The organism is Brevundimonas sp. UBA5713, from assembly GCF_002419815.1.
Lineage (GTDB): Bacteria > Pseudomonadota > Alphaproteobacteria > Caulobacterales > Caulobacteraceae > Brevundimonas.
In genome coordinates, this window is the sequence record NZ_DIGV01000032.1 from 6,048 (window position 1) to 29,049 (window position 23,002).

The window sequence follows — 23,002 nt, forward strand, 5'->3', positions numbered from 1 at the left end:
TTCCTCGCGCACAGCGCTTTCGCTGCTGTAGCGCAGCTCGACGACCGAGCGGACATTCTGCTCCACCGTCATGCCGCGAAAGATCGAGGCTTCCTGCGCCAGATAGCCCAGACCCATGCGCGCGCGCTGGTACATCGGCTGTTGGGTGATGTCTTCGGCGTCCAGCCAGATTCTACCGCTGTCGGCAGGGATCAGGCCGGTGATCATATAGAAGCAAGTGGTCTTGCCCGCGCCGTTCGGGCCCAGCAGGCCGCAGACCTCGCCGCGCTGAACGGTCAGCGACACATCACGCACCACCTGACGCTGACCAAAACGGCGGGCGATGTTCTCGACCCGCAGGCCGCGCTTTTCCTCGACCGCCACCACAGGGGTATTGGCGTCGGGGGCAGGATCAGGCTGGATGTTGAGTGCCGAGAGTTCTTTGCGGGCCAAGGGGGAGGGCCTTAGTTGGACGGATAGAAGACACCGCGCACGCGCGCACCGGCGCTTTCGATGCGGGCGGTTTCGGTACGTACATTATAGACCAGACGGCCACCGGTCAGAACGTTCTGGCCTTGGGTCAGGATAACGTCGCCGGTCACCACGACAGTACCTTCGTTTAGATTATAGACGGCGCGATCGCCGCGCATGCTCTGGTCGGGCGTGACGAAGTAGACATTGCCGCTGGCTTCCACGCGGGTCAGGTTGCTGCCTGTGGTGAAGCCTTGAATGGCGTCGGCGCGAATACGGTTGGTGCCTTGGGTGACCTCGGCACGGCCGCGCAGGGCAAAACCGTTTGGCGTATATTCACCCGCATCGGCACCGTACTGGACCGGCGCAGTGGTATTGTCGCGCGCCGATTGCGCGCCCGAAGTGACGGGCAGCAGGGAGGCGCCGAGAACTGCGGCGATGGCCACAAAGGTTTTTGACTTCGACATCTTCTACCTGCCGGATTCTGCGGGATTGATCGTCCCGCTGATTTTCTGTTCGCCCTGACCCAGGAACTCTACACGCTTGCCTTGGTCATGAATGGCATAGGCCGAAGCCTTGATGGTTCCAAGAGGGCTGGTGCCTTCAACGCCCTTATCGCCCGTCACGATCCCTGTGCGGGTGTCGATCACGGCTTGTGGCGTATTGAGGGTGAAGCCCGATTCGCCGTCAATAATGCGGACATTGGGGCCAATGATGATGCTGCGACGCTCTTCATCATAGGTACCGCCGTCTGCCGTGAGCTCGGTAACCTTCTTGCCACCAAGGTTGAGACGCAGGACCGGACCGACCAGCACATATTGGCCGGTATCAGGATTGCGGATGGCCCCTTTGGCCCCGATCAGGAAGCTGCGGCCCTGTTCGTCCTGACCGTGAAACTGCGGATTATCCAGACGCAGTTCGCGGCTTTCATTGGCGCGGCGCTCGACACCCGACATGACCGTGCGGAACACCACCCAGGTCAGGATACTGCCCGCGATCACCAGAATAATGATGGGCAGGATACGACGCAGCCGCTGGATGCGACGCGAGCGGGCGCGATAGCGCTCACCAGCTTGCGCGACCCGCACCTCGTCGGCGCTGATCATCGTCTGCTGACGCTCTTTATCGGCGTCCGGTCCGCTCATCGAAATCCTTAAAGGTCAGACGGTGAAAAACTCAGGCGTGGGCGAAGATGTCGATCTCGTCCCAACCGGCAAGATCGAGGCGCGAACGGATGGGCAGGAAATCGAAACACGCCTGGGCCAGTTCGGTTCGGCCTTCGCGCTCCAACATTTCATTCAGGCGCTTCATCACGACATGCAGGTGCAGCACATCCGAGGCGGCGTAATCCAGTTGGGCCTGCGTCAGGGTGGCGGCGCCCCAGTCCGAAGACTGTTGAGCCTTGGACAGGTCCACGCCGGCCAGTTCGCGTACCACGTCCTTCAGTCCATGGCGGTCCGTATAGGTGCGGGCCAGTTTCGAGGCGATCTTGGTGCAATAGACCGGACGGGTCTCGACCCCGAGATGCAGTTCGAACATCCCGATGTCGAAGCGGCCGAAGTGGAAAATCTTCAGCACCTTCGGGTCGGACAGGACACGCTTCAGATTGGGGCAGTCATAGGCCGGACGGTGCATGCGCACGACGTGGGCATTGCCGTCACCCGACGACAGCTGAACCACGCACAGCTCATCGCGACGAAAGCGCAGCCCCATGGTCTCCGAATCGACCGCCACCACGGGGCCGAGGTCGAGATCGTCGGGCAGGTCGCCTTCGTGCAGATAAACGGTCATGGAGCGAAACTCGTATTTAGGCCGTGCGCGTCGGCACGGCACTGTGCGGTCCTAAACATAGACGAACCACGCCCGACCGCTAGGCCGTCGAATGAAGAAAGCGTGGGGTCCATAGACAAATGGCGCCGCATCGATTGATGCAGCGCCATTTGAGAAATGGTGCCCAGGAGAGGACTCGANNCTACCAATTCCGCCACCTGGGCCGGTGGGAGCGTTTCCGCCCCGCCGATGTGAGGCTTATTAAGGGGGACCTTGGTGGGGGTCAACAGGCTTTTTGCAGTTTCGTGAAAAAACACGACGATCGCTGAAAGTATCGCATTTTCAGCGATCTATCAGGCCATCCAGACCATCATCCGCGTGTCGGTTACGTCACGACGTGCCTGGCTGTAAGCCTTGCGTGTTTCGCCCGTGTACAGAAAGCCAGCCTTCTCCAAAACGCGGCCCGAGGCGGGGTTGTCTGCAAAGTGTCCGGCCAGCAGGGCACGGCGCTTCCAGTTGCGCGAGGCCCACACCAGAGCGCCTTGCAGCGCCTCGGTGGCATAGCCGCGGCCCCAATAGTCACGGCCGATCCAATAGCCGGCTTCGGGCACCGGGTCGGCATCTTCAAACATGCCGAGCACGCCGACGGGGCCATGGTCTTCGTGTTCGATGACAAAGGTATTGGCGCGCGACGGGTCCTGACTCGCCACAGCCAACACGAAATCCTCGGCGTGGCCGGTGGTGAAGGGGTGGGGCATGCGCTTGGTCATGCGGGCGATGTCGATATCGTTCGCCATACGGGCGATGCGTGAGACGTCTTGAGGGCGAGGGGCGCGCAGCATGAGGCGCCGCGTCTCGATGACGGGTGATGTTTCAATCACGCACATAGTACTGCCTCGTTTCTTGGCACCGTCTCCTTGGAGGGCTCGGACGGTCTTCGAGGCGGGGAAACGCAAACGGGGAGCCTGTTGATCCAGACTCCCCGCGGAATATTTTCCCTTGGTCCGGATCGGCTGCTGGTGAGCAACGCGATCCAAACAAAGTGCAGATCGCGTTACTCGGCGGCCATCGCCTCGGCTGCGTCGTTAGCAGCCACGATGGATACGTAAGTACGGCCACCGCGTTTGGTGGTGAACTGCACAGCGCCGTTCACGGTAGCGAACAGGGTGTGGTCGCGGCCCAGGCCAACATTGGTGCCCGGGTGGAATTTGGTGCCGCGCTGACGCACGATGATGTTGCCGGCGAGGACGTTTTCGCCGCCGAACTTCTTCACGCCAAGGCGTTTCGACTCTGAGTCGCGGCCGTTACGCGACGAACCGCCGGATTTTTTGTGAGCCATCTTGCTGCTCCTCTATTGAGACGGGCTCCGGTTCGAAAACCATATGGAGCCTGTCTGTCATTACTGGCGGCCATTCCAGCAATCGCCGGCGGTCGCTTATCCTGAATGGGCTCTAGCAAGAGAGCCCTGCGAAACTCTTAGGCTTCTTCAGCCTGGGCTTTTTTCTTGGCCGGAGCCTTCTTAGCCTTAGGAGCTTCCTCAGCCGGGGCAGCTTCAGCTTCGACGCGCGGGGCCAGGCCACGAGCGCGAGCATTGATTTCGGCCTTGGTGATCAGCTCGACTTTGCCGTCCCACTTAGCGGTCTCGCCAGCACCTTCGATGCCGGTGATACGCAGCACGGATTCCATCTGACGATGGCCGTTGGTGCGACGGTAGCCTTGGCGACGGATCTTCTTGAAGATCTTGATCTTCTCGCCCTTGCGGGTTTCGATCAGGGTCGCAGCCACCTTGGCGCCTTCGACAACAGGAGCGCCGATAGTGACGCCCTTGTCGCCGCCCAGCATGAGGACTTCGTTGAAGGAAACGTCAGCACCTGCATCGCCGTCGAGCTTTTCGACAACAACCACATCGCCCGGTTGGACCCGGTACTGCTTTCCGCCGGTCTTGATCACCGCGTACATTATGAAGCCTCAGCGTGAACGCAAAAATGAATGCGCCCGCCGGGCAAACCCGCGGGCGAAGAGCGGCGACATATACGGAAGGTAGCGAAAGAGTCAACGTATATCGGGCGGCAAACGCCGTTAAACGCGTCTAATGCCGTCGCTAAATGCAGATGTGGCCTGATTGCATCTCGTGGGCAAGGCTCTGAACGGCCCCGCCGGCGATTTGGTCTCATCCAAAAGTAGAAAAGCGCGCGGACCTGCTCGACTGTTACAACATAACACTATAAGAGGCGAGCTATGACATCGACCGACCTCGCCCACCCTGTTCTATTGTCCCTTCTGGGGGGCGGGTTTGCCGCTGCCGCTCTTCACGCCGCCCTGCCGACGCACTGGCTGCCCTTCGTGCTGGTGGGGCGCGCGCAGGAATGGGGCGTGCGCAAGGTGGCCAGTGTGCTGTTGCTGGCGGCGACAGCCCATGTGATCACAACGGCGACGATTGGCGCTCTGGTCATGGTGGCCGGTCTGGCGCTGGATCGCTGGGTGCACGGGGTGCTGCCGCATTTGTCGGCGGCGGTGCTGTTCCTGTTCGGGGCCTTTTATCTGGCGCGCTACTGGCACCGCACCACTGTGCCGGACTGTAAAGGGTGCGAGCAGGATGATCCGCGCGTGTCCGACCGTGCGGCCATCCTGGGGCTGGTGGCGCTATTGGCGGCCTCACCGGGCGAGGTGTTGCTGCCCATCTATCTTTCGGCTTCTACCCAAGGCTGGGGCGTGTTTGCGGTGCTGACCGGAGGCTTCTGGTTGGGCACGATCGTAGGCATGCTGGCTTTCACGCTTTTGGCCATGGCGGGGTATTCCGTGCTCAGGTTGGAGCGGTGGGCACGCTATGAAGGTATTGTGCTGGGCGTCTCGCTGATCCTGCTGGGCTTCTTGATGGCGTTCCACGTCACCTAGGGTCAGCGGCCTTCTGATAGGTTATACATTTACATTCAAAGACTTATGTTCTCTGAATGCTTGACCTCCTACGGCTGAGGTATAAAGGAACCGGTCATGGCTCACGATCATCATCACGCCGACGGGTCCTCCGCGCACTCTCATGACCATTCGCATGATCATGGTCATCATGGACATGGACACGGACACCATGGCCACAGCCACGGCATAGGGGGCCATCACCACCATCACGGTCCGACTGACACGGGCGACTGGCGCTATGCGGTAGGCCTTGTTGTCAATCTGCTGTTCGTGGTGGCCGAGTTTGGCGCAGGCTGGTGGGCGGGTTCATCGGCGCTGATGGCCGATGCCGGGCATAACCTCTCTGACGTGCTGGGTCTGGCTATGGCGGGCGGGGCTGCATGGCTGGCGCGCCGCAATGCCGGTCCGCGCCGCACCTATGGATATGGCAAGGCGACGGTGCTGGCAGCGCTGGGCAATGCCCTGCTGCTGATCTTTGCCTGCGGTGTAATTACGGTCGAGGCCATCCACCGCTTTACCGAGCCCGCGCCGGTGCAGAGCGGGGTGATCATTACCGTCGCCGCCATCGGCTTCTTTATTAATCTGGGCACCGCGCTGCTGTTCCTGAAGGACCAGCACAAGGACCTGAACGTCAAAGGGGCCTATCTGCACATGATGGCCGACGCCGCTGTGTCTCTGGGCGTGGTGGTGGCGGGTATTGTGATCCTGTTCACCGGCTGGTCGATCGTGGATGCCATCGTCAGCCTGTTGATCGTGGTCATGATCATGCTCTCGACGTGGGGCCTGCTGAAGGATTCGGTCAATCTGGCGCTGGATGCGGCACCGGCCCATCTCGATCCCGAAGAGATCCGCCAGCAGCTGACCGCTTTGAATGGCGTGAACGCCATTCACGATTTGCACGTCTGGGGCCTGTCGACGACAGATGCGGCCCTGACCGCCCATATTGTGCATGAGCGGGAGGATGCCGACAGCCTTTTGGTCGAGGCGCAAAAGCTGGCCAAGAGCCGCTTTGGCATCAGTCACACGACGCTCCAGCTGGAACGCACGCCGCTGGACGACTGCAACCACTGCTAAAAGGTCGAAAGGGGTCTTTCCAACGGCACTGCAAAGCGCCATCTAGCGGCTATGAGCCAGAAGACCCCAGTCACCGTCCTGACCGGCTACCTCGGTGCCGGTAAAACCACCCTGCTGAACCGCATCCTCACCGAGGATCATGGCAAGCGCTACGCCGTCATCGTCAACGAGTTTGGCGAGATCGGCATCGACAACGATCTGGTGGTCGGGGCCGATGAAGACGTGTTCGAAATGAACAACGGCTGCGTCTGCTGCACCGTGCGCGGTGACCTGATCCGCGTGGTCAATGGCCTGATGAAGCGCCAGCGTCCGGGCAAACCGGCATTTGACGCCATCATCGTGGAGACGACCGGCCTGGCCGACCCCGGCCCGGTGGCCCAGACCTTCTTCGTCGATGACGAGGTCAAGGCCAAGACCCAGCTGGACAGCGTGACCGCACTGGTCGACGCCAAACACGTCATGCTGCGTCTGGATGACTCCAAAGAGGCCCGCGAACAGGTGGCCTTTGCCGACCGCATCATCCTGAACAAGGTGGATCTGGTGTCTGAAGAGGAACTGGTCGCGGTTGAAAAGCGCCTGCGTGGCCTGAACCCGCTGGCACCGATCATCCGCGCCGAGCGCTCGAACGTGCCGCTGGACAAGGTGCTGGGCCTGAACGCCTTTGACCTGAACCGTATTCTGGAAGCCAATCCCAGCTTCGCCAACCCGCCGCACGGTCAGGAGGGCCACGTCCACGACGAGCATTGCGGCCATCACGACCATGACCACCACCATCATGATCATGTGCATGACGAAAGCTGCGGCCATGGCGATCATTGCGACCACGATCATCACGATCACGGCGCGCGCGGTCATAACCACAATGACGACATCAAGGGCATTTCCCTGACGCTGGATCGTCCGATCAACGGCGGTAAGTTCACGGCATGGCTGGATCGCCTACTGGGCGAGCAGGGCCAGAACATCCTGCGCGCCAAGGGCATCATCGATGTGGCCGGTGAAGACCGTCGTCTGGTCTTCCAGGCCGTGCACATGATCCTCGAGGGCGACCTGCAAGAGCCGTGGGGCGAAAACGAGCGCCGCTGGAGCCGCGCCGTCTTCATCGGCCGCGACCTGAATGAAGCCGAGCTGAAGGCGGGCTTCGAGGCCTGCGCCGCATGACCGAGGCCCGCAACCGCGTCGAGGCGCAGCTGGTCTATGAGAGCGGGGACTATCAGGTCGTCAAACCCGGCGACCATGTGCGCTGTGCCGTCACCGGCCAGCCTGTGTCGCTGGATAAGCTCAACTATTGGAGCGCCGAGCTGCAAGAGGCCTATGCCACGCCGGACGATATGATCGCCCGCTTGCGAGAGCTGAAGCGCCTCTGACCGCATCTCTTAGCGTTTTGTGATTAGCGGCTCTCGTCGTGACGGGGGCCGCTTTCTTATGTCTGTTGGCTCAGCCATGCGCTCAGCGCTGCCGCCAAGGCCTTGGGCTGTTCCAACGGGATCATATGACCGGTGTCGGTGATGGTGGTGTGTTCCGCCCCTGCGATGCCGTTCACCAGTTCCCGTTGTTCAATGTCGGATCGCAGGGCGTCGTGATCGGCGCTGATGATCAGAGTGGGGACGGTGATGCCGTCCAGCCGATCCAGATCGCCCTCGCGCGCGATAAAAGATTGTCGGTGAAACACATGGCCGCCTAACCGCACACCCATGTCACGCACGCGGGCCAGCATGTCGGCATCGTCGCGCAGATTAGGGTGCAGTGATGACTGGACCGCGGGGCGACTGAGGCCTTTGAAACGTTCGGGCGGTGAACGAAGCGCGCTACGGCGCTGGCGGATCATTTCTTCGGTGTCGCCGCGCGCCGAGGTAGCGACCAGCACCAGACTTTCCACCCGATCGCCCGCCATTCGCACGATCTCGCGGGCGACATAGCCGCCCATGGAAAAGCCCACCAGATGAAAGTGGTCGGGCAGGGCCGGCAGCAGCGCCATGGCCATCGCCTCGATGGTCTCGCCTTCCCGCAGGGCCAGGGGAATCACCGGCGCGAAACCGTCCAGTTCCGGTGTCACTTCGTCCCACAAGGTCTCGTCGGCCATGAAGCCCGAGATCAGAACAACGGCCATGCTGCACTCCTGTTATGCCTTTCCCTATAGAAGCGCTGGCCCGCCACGGCTATGAGCAGGGTTAAGAGTATTTCCGACTGCAGAGACCCCGATGAACTTTACCTTCGACGCCCAGATCACCGCCGCCCTGTTTGACAAGACGCAGGCTGTGTTCGCGCTCGGCGACGGCTCGGTCCGGTTCGAGGACGGCTCGCGCAATGAGGTCCATGACGGGGCCGTGCTGTGCGCGTGCGTTCACCCGTCGGGCGAGGGCATCGTCACCGGTGGTGATGACGGCCGGGTGGTGTGGAGCCGTCCGTCCGAGGCGGTGGTTCTGGCCGAGGGCAAGGGGTGGATCGACAGTATCGCTGCCAGCGCCGAGTCGGGCCTGATCGCTTTTTCGTCGGGCCGCACCCTGTCCGTAATCGACACCAAGGACGTGGGCTTCCGACGCGACTTCCAGCACGAGCGCACTGTCTCGGGCGTGGCGTTTGATCCCAAGGGCCGCCGCGTTGCGACCTCGACCTATGGCGGCGCATGGCTGTGGTATGCCCGCATCGAGCAGCAGCAGCCGGTCAAGATGCCGTGGGCGGGCTCGCACCTGTCGGTCGGCTTCTCGCCTGACGGGGCCTTTGTCGTTACCTCCATGCAGGACAACCAGCTGCACGGCTGGCGTCTAAAGGACCAGCGCAACATGCGCATGGGCGGCTATCCGGCGAAGATCAAATCCTTCTCCTTCCTGTCCAAGGGCCAGCTGCTGGCGACCTCGGGGGCGCAAGGTGTGGTGCTGTGGCCCTTTATCGGATCGAATGGGCCGATGGGGCGCGAGGCCACCGAAATCGGCTATGATGAATCCACACTAGTGGCGTTGGTGGCCTCGACGCCGGATCAGGGCCGTCTGGTCGCAGGCCTCGAGGATGGCCGTATCTGGTGGGCCGATCCGGCAGGTCGCGGCCTTGACTTCATCAAGAAGGACAAGGGTGCGGCCATCACGGCGCTGGCTGTCAGCAAGGGTGCGGCCCGCATGGCCTGGGCCGATGAAGACGGTAACGCGGGCGTCCATTCGTTCTAAAGATCGAGAGGCGGGGGCATGGCCAAGAACAAACCACGCAAGCGTCGGCCGTTGCTGGCGCTGTTCCTGTTTATTCTGGCCTTCCCGTTTCTTCAGGTGGCGGTGCTGCGGTTCGTGCCCGCCCCGCCGACCATCCTGATGATCGAGCAGGCCGTGAAGGGAAACGGTCTGGACTATCGCTGGCGCAGTCTGGAGCGTCTGTCGCCCTATCTGGTGACAGCAGCCATCGCCGCCGAGGACGCCCGTTTCTGTCAGCACAAAGGCTTTGACTTCGAGGCCATTCAAAAGGCCATGGAAGCCAATGAACGGGCCGAGGCGAGCGGATCATCCAAGGTGCGTGGCGGATCGACCATCACCCAGCAGACGGCCAAGAATGTCTTCCTGTGGCCGCACCGCTCCTATGTCCGCAAGGGCTTGGAAGCAGGATATTCGGTGCTGATCGAATATGGCTGGGGCAAGCGCCGCATCATGGAAATGTACCTGAACGTCGCCGAATTCGCGCCGGGCGTTTATGGGGCAGAGGCTGGCGCGCGACACTGGTTCGGCAAAAGCGCCGAAAGCCTCAGCCGTGCAGAGGCCGCGCGCTTGATTGCGGTTCTGCCCAGTCCGCGCCGCTATAATGCCGCTTCGCCCGGCCCCTATGTGCGCCGTCGCACCGCGCGAATTCAGGCCAATGCCGCACAGGTCCGCGCACAGGGCTTGAACCAATGCGTGATCGGCGCATAAAGCCACGCTGATTGAAAACGGCACTTTCGGTGGCAGTTAACTCTGATCTGTGCCGAAAAAATTACCATTAGTTGTGACTATGACCCTGTGGGCGCACTGCGTCCGTTGAGGGGTGGAGACTGGTATGATCCGCGTCGGACATACGATCAAAAAGCTATTCTCAGCCTTTGGCCGCTCGCAGCGGGGCAATGTGGCCATGATGACGGGTGTGGCCTTGCCGATCCTGCTGATGGTCTCGGCAGGGGCGATCGACCTTCACAATATGGCGCGCGTGAAAAGCGAGCTCCAGGATGCGCTGGACGCCGCATCTCTGGCTGCTGCACGCTCCCCCTACGCTAAGCAAACCGAGATTCAGCGGGTCGGCATGGACGCCCTGCGCGCCAACATGCCCGGCTATTTTTCGGGCAATCCCGGCGACGTCGGCACTTTCATCATCACGGGCAAAGACAAGGTTACCGCGACCGCGACGGTTCAAGTCAAAACCATTGTGGCCAATATCTTCTTGCCCCCCTACGGCAAGCTCTTTGACGACTACATGCCGATGAGCGCCAGCTCGGAAGTCTTACGCGCCTCGCGCAATGTCGAAGTGGCCATGGCCCTGGACATCACCGGCTCCATGAGTTCGCCCAAGAATTTCATGCCGGACCTGATTTCGGCGGCTTCGCAGCTCGTGGACATCGTCGTTCAGGACGACCAGACGGTTTACACATCCCGCGTCGCGTTGGTGCCCTATGCCGGCGGGGTCAATGTGGGATCGCTGGCCAACAGCTTTCGAGGCACCCTCAGAGGCCCGACCAGCATATCGGCCGTGGATGTTTGGGATGCTGCGACCAGGACCGTTAGCTCCGTCAGTAACGGGTCGTTTTCGTCAAACTCGCACGGCCTTAAAAAGGGTGATTGGGTTCGCCTGTCCGGCTTTTCGGACTCGGACTTGAACTCGAGCGCTTACAAGGTGTCGGACGCTGGCACGGGGACTTTCAAACTCGAGGGGGTGAGTGGCAACAAGTCGGCCGCCAACAACCAGACCCGTCGTGTTCGAAAGTGCAAATACGCCCAATGCGAGAGCAAGATCACGTCGAACGGACATGGTCTCGTGACCGGCGACTATGTCGTTCTGGAAAGCATGGGCAATGTATCGTCCATGGAAGGTGCAGCCGCGATCACCCGCGTGGATGCCAACAACTTTATGGTGCCTCTGGTGCCCTCGCTGACAGCTAACGCTTACAGCGGTACGGCCGGGCGGTCATACTGCGGCAGTGATGGCTGCCAGCGACGCGCTTTCTACAGCAAGGCGGGCCGTGTCAGCAGCTTGGAAAGCAGCACCTGCATATCGGAGCGCCCGCGAGGAAACAGCGCGCCGAGTGATGCGGCTCCAAGCAGTTCGAACTATCTGGGTCGTGCCTATTTCGAGTCTACGAACCCGTGCCCTGCCGCCGTGTACCAACCGCTGAGCAGTGCGGCAGACAGCCTGAAGTCGTCCATCGGCGCTTACAAGGCCGGAGGGTCCACAGCCGGTCAGGTCGGTATCGAAATGGCCTGGTATGCCGTGTCACCGACGTTCGGAGCGGGGCTGCCGCTGGCCAACCGGCCAAACCCGATCGATCCGTCGGCCACGGTAAAGGCTGTTGTTCTGATGACCGATGGCGAGTTCAACACGCCCTTCTGTCAGGGGGTGATCGCCCGGAACTCGGGCACAGGATCCGGCAATGATTGGGCCAAGATCGACTGCAACGCCACCAATGGTAACGGCTTTGCACAGTCTGTAGCCCTGTGCAATGCGATGAAGAGCCAGAACATCGTCATCTATACGGTGGGCTTTAATCTGGGGACAGGGAAGGGCGGTTTCGGCATCGACACCGCCTATGAGGTTATGGAGCACTGCGCCTCGAGTTCGGAGCACTTCTTCCCCGCCGCTGACGGTACCGATCTGAAGGAAGCCTTCAAGGCCATCGGTCGCGATATCACCCGACTGCGCATCGCCCGCTAATCGCAGTGCGGGACGACAAAAAAGGGCCGGACGATCACTCGTCCGGCCCTTCGTTTTGGCTGGCTGACGCTGCGCTTAGATCAGCTTGATCTCGCGCAGGCGCTCGGTGAGGAAGTCCTCGGCCAGAATGGTCTTTCCGGCATAGCGGTCCGGATTGTCCGGAGTGATCGTCGACGGCAGGGTCTCGATCGGGAAATCCGGATTGAAGTGCAGGAAGAACGGGGTCGAGTAGCGGGCAAAACCGCGACGTTCCGGTGCCGGATTGACCACGCGGTGGGTGGTCGACGGCAGCACGTGGTTGACCAGACGCTGCAGCATGTCACCGATGTTGATGACCAGCGCGCCCGGAGGCGGTGCGATGTCCAGCCACTCACCGTCAGCATCCTTCAGCTGCAGGCCGGCTTCCTCAGCGCCGAGCAGCAGGGTGATGACGTTGATGTCTTCGTGGGCACCGGCGCGCACGCCCGGGGCATCGGCCGGAACCGGCGGATAGTGCAGCAGGCGCAGGATGGAGTTGCCGAGCTGAACCTTGTCTTCGAAATAGTCGTCGTCCAGCTTCAGATAGCGGGCGATAGCCTTCAGAATACGGCGACCCAGCTCATCCAGAGCCGTGAACATGCCATAGACATTGTCCTTGAAGGTCGGGATCTCGGTGGGCCACAGATTGTCGCGCATATACTGCTTATAGGCGTGACCTTCCGGCAGCTCGCGGCCGGTGTGCCAGAACTCTTTCAGATCGTGGGCCTTGGCACCCTTGGCGGTTTCCACGCCGAACGGGGTCAGGCCACGGGCGCCGCCGGTGCCCGGCACGTGGTATTGGCGCTTGGTCTCTTCATCTAGAGCAAAGAAGGCTTTGGCGTCGGCGATAGCGGCATCAATGACGGCTTGGTCAAGACCGTGGTCGGCCACAACGGCAAAGCCGTATCGCGCGAACGACGCGCCCAGTTCGTCCGAAAAAGCCTGGAAGTCCTGATCATAGCGGGTCATCGACACCGGCACGATCGCCTTCTTCTTCTCACCTTCGGCGGCGACGGCGGTAATGGTGGAGCTCACTGAACTTTGCCTCAAAGTGGTGGTTCTTGAATGCTTTGTACCGCGTATCGGCAAAAAATGGCAGGGATGCGCCCCAAAAGTCGATAAGCCGAGGCTGACCTGTCAGCAATCGGCAATCCTGTGTCCCGCGCATAACACTCGCCCGCCCGATTAAGGGCAGGATTTACCTGCGAGGGGGCAGCTTCCTTTTATAGGACGCATAGGGAGGGTTTCTGACTGCCGATTTCGGTGTCAGCGCAGGGCGGAGCCCAGGCGGCGCTTGTGACGGCAGATGCGTACCTCGCGATCAAAGCGCTCCCACAGCTCGGCCTTGTTGTTTTCGACCATGTAGCAGTTCACTTCTATCTGTTCCGGTGTCCAGCAGATGGCGGTGACGCGGTCATAGCTCTGGCCGGTGGTCATACAATCCAGCGTCTTGCGGTCCACAAGCTGTCTCAGGGCGCGTGTCGCCTCGGCCGACGATGTGGTCGAGCAGGGATGGCCCGGCGAGCAGCTGTTGTCGGCCTCGCGCGCGGCTAGCGCATGCAGACGCACGCGGGTGCCATCCTGACAGCGCAGGGTGTCTCCATCGTTCACGCGCTGGACCTTGCAGCGGAAATCGGCTTCCGATGCGGCCTGCTGGAGGGTGGGCGGGAACACCTCTGGTGCCACCGATGTGGCGGCTTGCCGTGCCCCGTCGGTCACCTTTTCCGGCAGGGGCAGGCGGTCGCCCCACATCACTACGACCAGAAACACCGCCGCAAAGGTCAGCAGCGCCGAGCCGATCAGATTGCCTGAGGAGGGTTTGGGCGCAGGGCGACGACGGCGGTAACGGCGAGAGCTCATGACCCGACTTCTAGAGGCAAATCGTCAGCAAGACTTGAACAGGCTGTGAGGGTGGCGAGAGCCAGATAGGACAAAGGCCCCGCGGGTGTCCGCGAGGCCTTTGATGGTGGAGCTAAGCGGAGTCGAACCGCTGACCTCTTGAATGCCATTCAAGCGCTCTACCAACTGAGCTATAGCCCCGGACCGTTTGGTCTGGATGATTGCACCGGCAAAAAAGTGCTTTCAAAAAATGGAAAACCCCCCGCTGTGGTCCAGCGAGGGGTTTATGGTGGAGCTAAGCGGAGTCGAACCGCTGACCTCTTGAATGCCATTCAAGCGCTCTACCAACTGAGCTATAGCCCCGAACCTTTCGGTCGGCCTCGACGAGGTTTGTGGCCCCGTCGAGGTGGCGGAAACTAGGGAGTTCCGACCGGAAGGTCAAGCGGTCCTGAAAACTTTTTTCCGCATTGTTTTCAGAACCTTGGTTTTACTCGTCGTCGAGCGACGGCTTGGTCAGTTCGTCGTCCAGACCGTCGTCGTCTTCGTCCTCGATGAAGGGAACGGAATCGTCGTCATCGTCCAGAACGTCGTCGTCGTCACCGTCGGTGGTGCCCAGACCTGTATCGTCGGCAACCGGATCGGCGTCGTCGTCATCGTCCGGCGTCAGGATCGGCTCATGGCCTTCCTGATCGATTTCCGGCGTGGCTTCCACGTCGTCCTCTTCTTCATCGCCGTCGACCGACTTGTCGGCGACTTGATCTTCATTTTCGTCTTCGTCGGCAGCGTAACCGGCACCGCGACGGGTACGACGGCCGCGCAGGGCCTCTTCCATCGGGTCGAATTCGTTTTCGCACTTCGGGCAGCGTGCCGGGCGACGGTTCAGGTCGTAGAATTTGGCCTGGCAGTTCGGGCAGATCTGCTTTTGGCCCAGTTCAGGATTGGCCACGGGATTAACCTTCGGCGTGAGTGGAGTGGATACTGGGGAAATCGGGCGGCTCCCTTGCCACCCGATGAGCCCACTGTCAAAAGCTTGTGTTGCGCGCCTTTGCAGCATTTTCCAGTCAAAAAACGGAGCCGAGTAGTCGGTTGACCGATTCCAGCACCTTTATTGCGTCCAAATCCTCGAAACTGGCGGGCACTGTCAAAGCCCCCGGTGACAAGTCTATTTCCCACAGAAGCCTGATTTTCGGGGGGCTGGCGCAGGGAGTGACCCAGATCGAGGGGTTGCTGGAAGGCGATGATATTCTGGCAACCGCCCGCGCCATCTCGGCCATGGGCGCGCGCGTGGAAAAATTAGGCGAAGGTCGATGGAAGGTGACGGGGAGCGGTCGCCTGCAAAGCCCTATCGACATTATCGACTGCGGCAACGCCGGCACCGGCGTTCGCCTGCTGATGGGGGCCGCAGCCGGTTTTCCGCTGACCGCGGACTTCACGGGCGATGCCTCGCTGCGCAAGCGTCCGATGAAGCGTGTCACCGGTCCGCTGGCGGACATGGGCGCGACCTTCATCTGGAAGGACCAGGAAGATCGGCTGCCGCTGACCGTCAAGGGCGGCAATCTGTCGGCGATCGACTACACCCAGAGCGTGGCCTCGGCGCAGGTGAAGTCGGCCATTCTGCTCGCAGGTCTGAATGCTATTGGCACCACTCGCATCACCGAGCCGGAAAAGAGCCGCGACCATACCGAGCGCATGCTGACTGCCTTCGGGGCCAATGTCGATGTGCAGGACATGGGCGAAGGTTGGATCATATCGCTAGAGGGCGGTCAGTCGCTGACCGGTACGTCGGTGTCGGTGCCGGGTGATCCCTCGTCGGCAGCCTTCCCGCTGGCGGCCGCCCTTATTGTGCCGGGCTCGGAAGTGACCGTCGAAAACGTCATGCTGAACCCGCTGCGCACCGGCCTGTTCGACACCTGGATCGACATGGGCGCGGACCTGACCATTTCGAACCGCCGCATGTCGGGTGGCGAGGAAGTGGGCGACATCACCGCCCGCTATTCGCAGCTGAAGGGTATTGTGGTTCCCGAAATGCGGGCTGCCGCCATGATCGATGAGTATCCGATCCTCGCGGCGACCGCGGCCTTTGCCGAGGGGCAGACCGTCATGCGCCGTATAGGCGAGATGCGCGTGAAGGAAAGTGACCGTATTGCGTTGATGGTCGCGGGTCTGCGCGCCTGTGGTGTCGAGGTCGAGGAAGAAACCGAAGGCTTTATCGTTACCGGTGCTGACTCGGTTCGGGGCGGCGCTGTCGTCGAAACCGCCCATGATCACCGCATTGCCATGAGCCATCTGGTGCTGGGGCTGGCCGCCGAACAGCCGGTATCGGTGCTGGATCCCGAGATGATCGCCACCTCCTTCCCCGGCTTCGTCCAATTGATGAATGGACTTGGCGGCTCCGTCGCGGCAGGGAAGGCGGCATGAGTTTGATTATCGCCGTTGATGGTCCTGCTGCCTCGGGCAAGGGCACTATCGCTTCACGTCTGGCCGACCATTATGGCCTGCCCTATCTGGATACCGGCCTGCTTTATCGTGCCGTTGGCATGCGTGTGCTCCAATCGGGCAAGGACCTGTCTGACGAAGCTGCCGCCGCTGAGGCCGCCCAGACCCTGTCGCCCGACGGCCTGTCCGATGATGCCAGCCTGACGACCGGCGAGGCCGGCGAGGCCGCCAGCCGCGTGGCCGCCTATCCGGCAGTGCGCACGGCCCTGCTGAAACTTCAGCGCGACTTTGCGGCCCAAGCGGGTGGTGCGGTTCTGGACGGCCGCGACATCGGCACCGTCATCGCGCCTGAAGCGATGGCAAAGCTGTTCGTGACCGCCAGCGCCGAAGTGCGTGCCGAGCGCCGCTGGAAGCAGCTGAATGCGCGCGGCATCGAAATTTCCTTCGAAGAGATGCTGGCCGACATCCGCAAACGCGACGCGCGCGACGCCGGTCGGGATTCCGCCCCGATGGTACAAGCTGACGACGCTATCTTGCTGGATACGAGCGATATGGGTATAGAAGCGGCCTTCGATGCGGCCCGCCGCATTGTCGAGACAGCGCGCGCAAAGCACGGTCTCTGATCACTCCGGCCCGGATGTCCAGGACATTCCCGCCCGATCGGAACGGCTATCCTTTGTAATTTCAACGCGTTGAACCTCGGCAGCCGTGGGCGCTACGGGTTTGAGTTCAAGCCGCCTCGGCGCGCGCCCCGTATCGTCCATATCTTCTGAAAATCGAGTTCCCCCCCTTCGCGCAGGGCGTATTGGCCGTTTTGGCCGGTCTGTTCTGGGCAAAGACCCTTTCATCAACCCCAAGAGTCATATGACCGAAACCTTTAACCCCACCCGCGATGATTTCGCCGCTCTGCTCGACGAACAACTGCAAGGCCGCGATCTTGGCGAAGGCCAAGTCGTCCACGGCCGCGTTGTCGGCATCGAAAAAGACATCGTCATCATCGACGTCGGCCTGAAGACCGAAGGCCGTATCGCCATGCGCGAATTCGGCCAAGGCGAAGGCGCTGTCCTGCCGAAGGTCGGCGACAACGTCGAAGTTTACCTGGAGCGCGTCGAGAACGCGATGGGTGAAGCCGTCATCAGCCGCGACAAGGCTCGCCGCGAAGAAGCCTGGACCCGTCTGGAAGCTGTCTTCGCCGAAGGTCAGCCGGTCAACGGTGCTATCGTCGGCCGCGTCAAGGGTGGTTTCACCGTCGATCTGGGCGGTGCTTCGGCCTTCCTGCCGGGTTCGCAAGTGGACATCCGTCCGGTTCGCGACGTCACCCCGCTGATGGGCAAGGAACAACCGTTCGCCATCCTGAAGATGGACCGTCCGCGCGGCAACATCGTTGTCTCGCGTCGTGCGATCCTGGAAGAAGCCCGCGCTGAACAACGCACCGAGCTGGTCGGCCAACTGGCCGAAGGTGAAGTCCGTGAAGGCGTCGTCAAGAACATCACCGACTACGGTGCGTTCGTTGACCTGGGCGGCATCGACGGCCTGCTGCACGTCACCGACATGTCGTGGAAGCGCGTGTCGCACCCGTCGCAAGTTCTGGCCGTTGGCGACACCGTCAAGGTCCAGATCGTCAAGATCAACCCGGACACCCAGCGCATCAGCCTCGGCATGAAGCAGCTGCAGTCGGATCCGTGGGATGGTGTTGAAGCCAAGTATCCGGTCGGTGCCAAGTACACCGGTCGTATCACCAACATCACCGACTACGGCGCCTTCGTTGAGCTGGAAGCCGGCGTTGAAGGTCTGGTCCACGTTTCGGAAATGTCCTGGACGAAGAAGAACGTCCACCCGGGCAAGATCGTCTCCACCTCGCAAGAAGTGGACGTCATCGTTCTGGACGTCGACAGCGCCAAGCGTCGTATCTCGCTGGGCCTGAAGCAAGCTCAAGCCAACCCGTGGGAAGCCTTCGTGGAAGCTCACCCGGTCGGTTCGACCGTCGAAGGCGAAGTCAAGAACGCCACCGAGTTCGGCCTGTTCATCGGCCTGGACAACGACATCGACGGCATGGTCCACCTGTCGGACCTGGACTGGAACGTGTCGGGCGAAGAAGCCATCCAGCGCTACCGTAAGGGCGAGGTCATCAAGGCCAAGGTTCTGGACGTCGACATCGAGAAGGAACGCGTCTCGCTGGGCGTCAAGCAACTGGGCGCTGACCCGATGGAAGGCGACGTCTACAAGCGTGGCCAGCAAATCACCGTCACCGTCACCGCCATTGAAACCGGCGGCATCGAAGTCAAGTTCGGTGAAGAAGACGCTCCGGTCACCGCCTTCATCCGCAAGTCGGACCTGTCGCGCGACCGCAACGAGCAGCGTCCGGAACGCTTCTCGGTCGGCGATCGCCTCGACGCCATGATCACCGCCGTCGACAAGGCTACCCGCCGCGTGTCGGTCTCGATCAAGGCTCTGGAAATGAAGGACGAACAAGAAGCCATCGAGCAGTTCGGTTCGTCGGACTCGGGCGCCTCGCTGGGCGACATCCTGGGTGCCGCTCTGAAGAACGCTGGCAAGGAATAATCCTTGATCCAGTGCCTTCGGGCCTGATCCAAAAAGAAGAGGCGGTCGGTATTTACCGGCCGCCTTTTTCTTTGGACCTCGCGCCTGTCGTTGCAGGGGCGCTATCTGATATTCCCGCGTTAGGGGAATGGTGCCGCTGGCCCGTGTCCTTGGCCCCTTCGGTGCGAAGCTGCGGAAACGAAAATTTGCGTTTATGTCGCAGAAAATCGTTATCCCAGATGCGCTTTTCCCCTTTCTTCCAACGGCATCAGGTGTTTAGGTGTCATCCCGGTGATGACGAATAACGTCGGAAACAGCACGGGCGGGGGCCTTGAATGATCAAGTCCGAACTGATCGAAAAGCTGGCGGCCGAAAATCTGCATCTGACCCATGCAGAGGTCGAGCGAGTCGTGAATGTTATCCTTGGGCGTATGACGGACGCCCTGTCTGACGGTGGTCGCGTAGAGCTGAGAGGCTTCGGGGCCTTTTCGGTCCGCAGCCGTCCGGCACGTTCGGGGCGCAACCCGCGCACCGGCGAAACTGTGGAGGTGCCGGCCAAAGCCGTACCTTTCTTCAAGTCCGGTAAGGAACTGCGTCAGCGTTTGAACGCTTCTGGCGACGCCTGATCTCTTCCTTTAGGAATGCCGGGTTAGTTTCTGGCGCTATGGCGCCGTCCATAGGAGCAGAATCATGAGCCTTGGCAGCGAGTTCAAGGAGTTCATCGCCCGCGGTAACGTGGTCGATTTGGCCGTCGGTGTGATCATCGGCGGGGCCTTCGGCAAGATTGTCACCAGTCTGGTGGATCAGGTGGTCATGCCGCCCATCGGTTGGTTGATCGGGGGCGTCGATTTCAGCGCTCTGAGCTACACCTTGCCGACCAGCCCGACGAACCCGACCGGCGAGCCTGCGGTGATCGAATACGGGGCCTTTATCAATACCTGTATCCAGTTCCTGATCGTGGCCTTCGTCATCTTCCTGATGGTCAAGGCTGTGAACCGTCTGCGTCGTGAGCAGGCCGCAGAGCCGGAAGCCGAAGCCCCGACCCCGACTGAGGCCTTGCTGGCAGAAATCCGCGACGAGCTGAAAAAGCGTCCGTAAGCGCATTTCGCACGGCACATACAAAAAGGGCCACCGGATCGTCCGGTGGCCCTTTTTATCGGCGTATGACGCCCCTGAAGCTTAGTTGGAGGCCGTTTCCCAAGACGGGGGGCAGCCGTCGAAGTCACCCGCGTCCACAATAGTTAGCGTCTTCATATTCAGCGGCATGACAGGGCGCATCGATTGGCGGCCGTGGCCGGTATAGAGATCGATCTTGGCCCCGCGAATGGCCCCGCCGGTGTCCGACGCATACCAATAGCCGTCGTGTTTCTTGCCGTCCGGCAGTTCTAGACCCACGGTTTCACGAATGAACAGGCGCGTGCGGCGAGGAATGACGCGGGGGTCTGTGGCGACGGTGCGCATGGGGATCGGACGGCAACCGAGCGAATCGTTACCCGTCGCGCCGCCACCACCGGCGTGATAGAGGCGGGCCGAAGCGCGCCAGTCAGGATCAGCTTCAAGATGCTGTTGCTGTTCTTCGCTGATATCCAGCGCGTCAGCCAGTTGCGCGATCTGCGCGGCTTGGGCTTCGGCGGCAGCAGTTTCCTGCGCCAGTACAGTCTCGTAAGGGACCGGACCTCCGGTCGGCGAGAACGACAGAGCCCATAGGGCGGCCAGAGCGGCAACCGTATTCAGCATAAAGATAACGAAAGTGGCACCGGCACCAACACCCACCGGCGAGAGTGCTTTTGCTCATAAATTGCGGCATAAAAGTGGCAATAGAGATTAGGCTAATTGCCAAGCGATCAGCAGGCGGAAATGTGACAGCATCTCTTCGCCATTGGTTAGTATACTTAAACTCAAACAATACAGTATTTGACGGATAATCTGAACTTTTTGCGCGCGAACGCCTTGCGATCATTACCGTTCACGCGTCTGTGAAATCTATATTATGAAGATTTCGGCGTGTTTCAGCCAAGTGTGCTGGCTGTCTGATTTCTTTAACCCATCATAAACCGATGATTTATCCTCGCGTCGACGGGATGTGGTGGCAGTGTCGCTGGCAATGGGATAAATCGGCACAAGATTTGACCCTATCCACTGGGAACCTTTTTCGGGAACCGCGCCATGATGCGAAACGCCAAGCGTTTGATGATCTCTGCTGCCGCCTTGATGCTTGTAGCCGTCCCTGCCGCTCAGGTTGGCGCCTGGGGGTCTTCGGGGCACCGCGTGATCGGCGTGGTGGCCATGCAGTCGCTGCCGGAAACCTTGCCGGACTTTCTGCGCACGCCGGGGGCAGCCTCTGACGTGGGCGAATATTCGCGTGAACCTGACCGCTGGAAAGGCGCGGGCCAGCCGCATGACCGCGAGCGTGATACGGCGCACTTTATCGACATGGATGACCAAGGCCGCGTGATGGACCATCGCGGCATGACCATGGACCAGCTGCCGCGTCTGAAGTCCGAATATGATGCCGCCCTGACCCGCGCCGGTCTGGATGTCGATACCGCCGGCTATCTGCCTTATGCCATCATGGATGCGTGGCAGAATCTGGAACGCGACTTTGCCTATTGGCGTGTTCTGAATGCCGCTGAAACGCGCGAAACCGATCTGGCCAAGCGTGAATGGTACCGTGCGGACCGCCTGCGCCGTGAACAACTGATCCTGCGCGACATCGGCGTGCTGAGCCACTATCTGGGTGACGCCTCCCAGCCCCACCACACCACCATCCACTTCAACGGCTGGGCCGGTGAAACCAATCCGGAAGGCTTCACCACCTCGCGCCGCACCCATAGTGCGTTCGAGAGCGAATATGCCTCGCGCAACCTGAATCCGGTGATTGTTCGCGCCTCGATGGCCCCGTTGAATGTCGAAGGTTTCGACGTGAAAGCACGTACCGCCAGCTATCTGAACACCACGCTGGGCACGGTCATCCCCTTCTACCGTCTGGAAAAGGAGGGGGCCTTCCGCGACGTCGACCCGCGTGGTGCAGAGTTTTTGAACACGCGCCTGACGGCCGGTGCCGAGCAACTGCGCGACTATGTGGTTGCGGCCTGGAATGTCTCGGCCCAGTCGTCTGTCGGTTGGCCGGCGGTCAAGGTGGCCGAAGTCGAAGCGGGCACCACCGATCCGTGGACGGCAATGGTCGGCGACGACTAATCTTTTTCAATCTATTGGTCGGATTGGGCCGCTCCTGCCTTCGCAGGGGCGGCCTTCGCGTTTAAAGAGGCCGCCATGAGCGATACTGCACCCCGCGACCTAACCCCGCCTGTCGTTATTCTTGACCGTTCGCAGCTGGCCGACAACATCGGCTCGGTGGCGCGCGTCATGGCCAATTTCGGCCTGTCGGAACTGCGTTTGGTCAATCCGCGCGACGGCTGGCCGCAAGAGCGTGCCTGGGCCACGGCCTCGGGTGCTGACTGGGTGCTGGAAGGGATCAAGGTATTCGACACGGTGGCTGACGCCATCCACGATCTGAACATCGTCTTCGCCACCACGGCGCGCCCGCGCGAGACGCGTCAGCCGGTTCGCACCCCGCGCGAGAGCGCCCGCATCCTGTACGACGAGACCTCGGCGGGGCTGAAGTGCGGTCTGCTGTTTGGCGGTGAGCGCGCCGGTCTGGAAACGACCGATATCGCCCTGTGCGCGGGCATCACCACCATTCCGATCGATCCCAAGCACCACTCGCTCAATCTGGCGCAGGCCGTGGCTATCAACGCCTATGAGTGGCGTACCCTGATCCTCGACGCTCCGCCGCCGCGTTTCCGCGAGATCGATCCGCCCGCGTCCAATGACCTGCTGATCGGCATGTACGAGCATCTGGAAACGGAGCTGGAGAACGGCGGCTTCTTCCATCCGCCCGAGAAGAAGCGTTCCATGAGCCAGAACCTGCGCGTGATGCTGGGCCGCGCTCAATTCAGCGAACAGGAAGTGGCCACCTTCCGCGGTGTGATCCACGCCCTGGCCCAAGGCCGTGGCCGCGTTCTGGCCAAGATGGCGGCCAAAGCAGCTGCCGACGCCAAGGCCAAGTCCGAAGACTAGGCCC

26 protein-coding genes and 2 tRNA genes are annotated in these 23,002 nt (G+C 61.2%); 14 read left to right on the forward strand and 14 right to left on the reverse strand.

From position 1 onward, the window contains the following. The 7 genes from B3B04_RS08300 to rplU form a co-directional block, all read right to left on the reverse strand. Window positions 1-432 (reverse strand): ATP-binding cassette domain-containing protein (locus B3B04_RS08300; RefSeq protein ID WP_414632070.1); only part of this gene is annotated, 432 nt, incomplete at its 3' end. 11 nt (window positions 433-443) lie between these two features. Then, window positions 444-917, reverse strand: a complete 474-nt coding sequence (locus B3B04_RS08305) for an LptA/OstA family protein (RefSeq protein WP_292041840.1) — start codon at window positions 915-917, stop codon at window positions 444-446. 3 nt (window positions 918-920) lie between these two features. Next, window positions 921-1,595, reverse strand: a complete 675-nt coding sequence (gene lptC, locus B3B04_RS08310) for an LPS export ABC transporter periplasmic protein LptC (protein ID WP_292041843.1) — start codon at window positions 1,593-1,595, stop codon at window positions 921-923. A 31-nt stretch (window positions 1,596-1,626) separates the two neighbouring features. After that, on the reverse strand, window positions 1,627-2,241 hold the full coding sequence (locus B3B04_RS08315; protein WP_292041845.1) for a ribonuclease D: 615 nt from the start codon (window positions 2,239-2,241) through the stop codon (window positions 1,627-1,629). A gap of 332 nt (window positions 2,242-2,573) precedes the next feature. Continuing rightward, on the reverse strand, window positions 2,574-3,107 hold the full coding sequence (locus B3B04_RS08320; RefSeq protein ID WP_292041847.1) for a GNAT family N-acetyltransferase: 534 nt from the start codon (window positions 3,105-3,107) through the stop codon (window positions 2,574-2,576). Between the two features lie 167 nt (window positions 3,108-3,274). Continuing rightward, complete coding sequence (rpmA, locus tag B3B04_RS08325) at window positions 3,275-3,559, reverse strand: 50S ribosomal protein L27 (RefSeq protein WP_292041849.1); 285 nt, start codon at window positions 3,557-3,559, stop codon at window positions 3,275-3,277. A 137-nt stretch (window positions 3,560-3,696) separates the two neighbouring features. Beyond that, on the reverse strand, window positions 3,697-4,179 hold the full coding sequence (gene rplU, locus B3B04_RS08330; RefSeq protein ID WP_292041851.1) for a 50S ribosomal protein L21: 483 nt from the start codon (window positions 4,177-4,179) through the stop codon (window positions 3,697-3,699). A gap of 279 nt (window positions 4,180-4,458) precedes the next feature. Here rplU and B3B04_RS08335 point away from each other — a divergent pair, with 279 nt between their 5' ends. The 4 genes from B3B04_RS08335 (at window position 4,459) to B3B04_RS08350 (ending at window position 7,577) form a co-directional block, all read left to right on the forward strand. Further along, window positions 4,459-5,115: a hypothetical protein gene (locus B3B04_RS08335; protein WP_292041853.1), complete on the forward strand. Its 657-nt coding sequence runs from the start codon at window positions 4,459-4,461 to the stop codon at window positions 5,113-5,115. A gap of 96 nt (window positions 5,116-5,211) precedes the next feature. After that, window positions 5,212-6,210, forward strand: a complete 999-nt coding sequence (locus tag B3B04_RS08340; protein ID WP_292041854.1) for a cation diffusion facilitator family transporter — start codon at window positions 5,212-5,214, stop codon at window positions 6,208-6,210. Between the two features lie 51 nt (window positions 6,211-6,261). Next, complete coding sequence (locus tag B3B04_RS08345; RefSeq protein ID WP_292041856.1) at window positions 6,262-7,371, forward strand: CobW family GTP-binding protein; 1,110 nt, start codon at window positions 6,262-6,264, stop codon at window positions 7,369-7,371. Continuing rightward, the gene (locus B3B04_RS08350) at window positions 7,368-7,577 is read left to right on the forward strand and encodes a DUF2093 domain-containing protein (protein WP_292041858.1); all 210 of its coding nucleotides are present in this window, start codon (window positions 7,368-7,370) and stop codon (window positions 7,575-7,577) included. Before B3B04_RS08345 ends, B3B04_RS08350 begins: the two co-directional genes overlap by 4 nt. Before the next feature lie 56 nt (window positions 7,578-7,633). Here B3B04_RS08350 and B3B04_RS08355 read toward each other — a convergent pair whose 3' ends face one another. Next, on the reverse strand, window positions 7,634-8,320 hold the full coding sequence (locus B3B04_RS08355; protein ID WP_292041860.1) for an alpha/beta fold hydrolase: 687 nt from the start codon (window positions 8,318-8,320) through the stop codon (window positions 7,634-7,636). Window positions 8,321-8,411: 91 nt separating this feature from the next. Here B3B04_RS08355 and B3B04_RS08360 point away from each other — a divergent pair, with 91 nt between their 5' ends. From B3B04_RS08360 to B3B04_RS08370, 3 genes are all read left to right on the forward strand, one after another. Further along, on the forward strand, window positions 8,412-9,371 hold the full coding sequence (locus B3B04_RS08360) for a WD40 repeat domain-containing protein (protein WP_292041863.1): 960 nt from the start codon (window positions 8,412-8,414) through the stop codon (window positions 9,369-9,371). An 18-nt stretch (window positions 9,372-9,389) separates the two neighbouring features. Further along, the gene (gene mtgA, locus B3B04_RS08365) at window positions 9,390-10,097 is read left to right on the forward strand and encodes a monofunctional biosynthetic peptidoglycan transglycosylase (RefSeq protein WP_292041864.1); all 708 of its coding nucleotides are present in this window, start codon (window positions 9,390-9,392) and stop codon (window positions 10,095-10,097) included. Between the two features lie 124 nt (window positions 10,098-10,221). After that, window positions 10,222-12,084 (forward strand): TadE/TadG family type IV pilus assembly protein, encoded by a 1,863-nt coding sequence (locus tag B3B04_RS08370; RefSeq protein WP_292041865.1) that lies wholly within the window; start codon window positions 10,222-10,224, stop codon window positions 12,082-12,084. Window positions 12,085-12,159: 75 nt separating this feature from the next. Here the strand turns inward: B3B04_RS08370 and B3B04_RS08375 are convergent, their stop codons facing one another. The 5 genes from B3B04_RS08375 to B3B04_RS08395 all read right to left on the reverse strand — a co-directional run bounded on the left by B3B04_RS08375 (window position 12,160) and on the right by B3B04_RS08395 (window position 14,887). Next, the gene (locus tag B3B04_RS08375; RefSeq protein WP_292041982.1) at window positions 12,160-13,071 is read right to left on the reverse strand and encodes an isopenicillin N synthase family dioxygenase; all 912 of its coding nucleotides are present in this window, start codon (window positions 13,069-13,071) and stop codon (window positions 12,160-12,162) included. Window positions 13,072-13,368: 297 nt separating this feature from the next. Next, entirely contained in the window at window positions 13,369-13,962 is a 594-nt protein-coding gene (locus B3B04_RS08380; protein WP_292041867.1) for a thermonuclease family protein, read from the reverse strand. Window positions 13,963-14,066: 104 nt separating this feature from the next. Then, window positions 14,067-14,142: transfer RNA gene (locus B3B04_RS08385), tRNA-Ala, on the reverse strand. Window positions 14,143-14,228: 86 nt separating this feature from the next. Further along, window positions 14,229-14,304: transfer RNA gene (locus B3B04_RS08390), tRNA-Ala, on the reverse strand. A 124-nt stretch (window positions 14,305-14,428) separates the two neighbouring features. Next, a complete protein-coding gene (locus B3B04_RS08395) occupies window positions 14,429-14,887 on the reverse strand; it encodes a TIGR02300 family protein (protein WP_292041868.1) in 459 nt (152 codons plus the stop codon). A 161-nt stretch (window positions 14,888-15,048) separates the two neighbouring features. Here B3B04_RS08395 and aroA point away from each other — a divergent pair, with 161 nt between their 5' ends. The 5 genes from aroA (at window position 15,049) to mscL (ending at window position 20,016) form a co-directional block, all read left to right on the forward strand. Then, complete coding sequence (gene aroA, locus B3B04_RS08400; RefSeq protein WP_292041984.1) at window positions 15,049-16,359, forward strand: 3-phosphoshikimate 1-carboxyvinyltransferase; 1,311 nt, start codon at window positions 15,049-15,051, stop codon at window positions 16,357-16,359. After that, window positions 16,356-17,000, forward strand: coding sequence for a (d)CMP kinase (gene cmk, locus B3B04_RS08405; RefSeq protein ID WP_292041870.1), 645 nt, complete (start codon window positions 16,356-16,358; stop codon window positions 16,998-17,000). The genes aroA and cmk overlap by 4 nt, the downstream gene beginning before the upstream one ends. Window positions 17,001-17,241: 241 nt before the next feature. After that, window positions 17,242-18,939, forward strand: coding sequence for a 30S ribosomal protein S1 (gene rpsA / locus B3B04_RS08410; protein WP_292041873.1), 1,698 nt, complete (start codon window positions 17,242-17,244; stop codon window positions 18,937-18,939). A 314-nt stretch (window positions 18,940-19,253) separates the two neighbouring features. Next, window positions 19,254-19,544, forward strand: a complete 291-nt coding sequence (locus B3B04_RS08415) for an integration host factor subunit beta (protein WP_292041876.1) — start codon at window positions 19,254-19,256, stop codon at window positions 19,542-19,544. A gap of 64 nt (window positions 19,545-19,608) precedes the next feature. Next, window positions 19,609-20,016 (forward strand): large-conductance mechanosensitive channel protein MscL, encoded by a 408-nt coding sequence (mscL, locus tag B3B04_RS08420; RefSeq protein WP_292041878.1) that lies wholly within the window; start codon window positions 19,609-19,611, stop codon window positions 20,014-20,016. Window positions 20,017-20,097: 81 nt separating this feature from the next. On the opposite strand, the gene B3B04_RS08425 is transcribed toward mscL, so the two are convergent. After that, window positions 20,098-20,655, reverse strand: a complete 558-nt coding sequence (locus B3B04_RS08425) for a 3D domain-containing protein (RefSeq protein ID WP_292041881.1) — start codon at window positions 20,653-20,655, stop codon at window positions 20,098-20,100. A 429-nt stretch (window positions 20,656-21,084) separates the two neighbouring features. Here B3B04_RS08425 and B3B04_RS08430 point away from each other — a divergent pair, with 429 nt between their 5' ends. Together B3B04_RS08430 and B3B04_RS08435 are read left to right on the forward strand one after the other, a co-directional pair. After that, window positions 21,085-22,116: a S1/P1 Nuclease gene (locus B3B04_RS08430; RefSeq protein ID WP_292041883.1), complete on the forward strand. Its 1,032-nt coding sequence runs from the start codon at window positions 21,085-21,087 to the stop codon at window positions 22,114-22,116. Window positions 22,117-22,191: 75 nt separating this feature from the next. Then, window positions 22,192-22,998, forward strand: coding sequence for an RNA methyltransferase (locus B3B04_RS08435; RefSeq protein ID WP_292041884.1), 807 nt, complete (start codon window positions 22,192-22,194; stop codon window positions 22,996-22,998). Window positions 22,999-23,002: the final 4 nt, after the last annotated feature.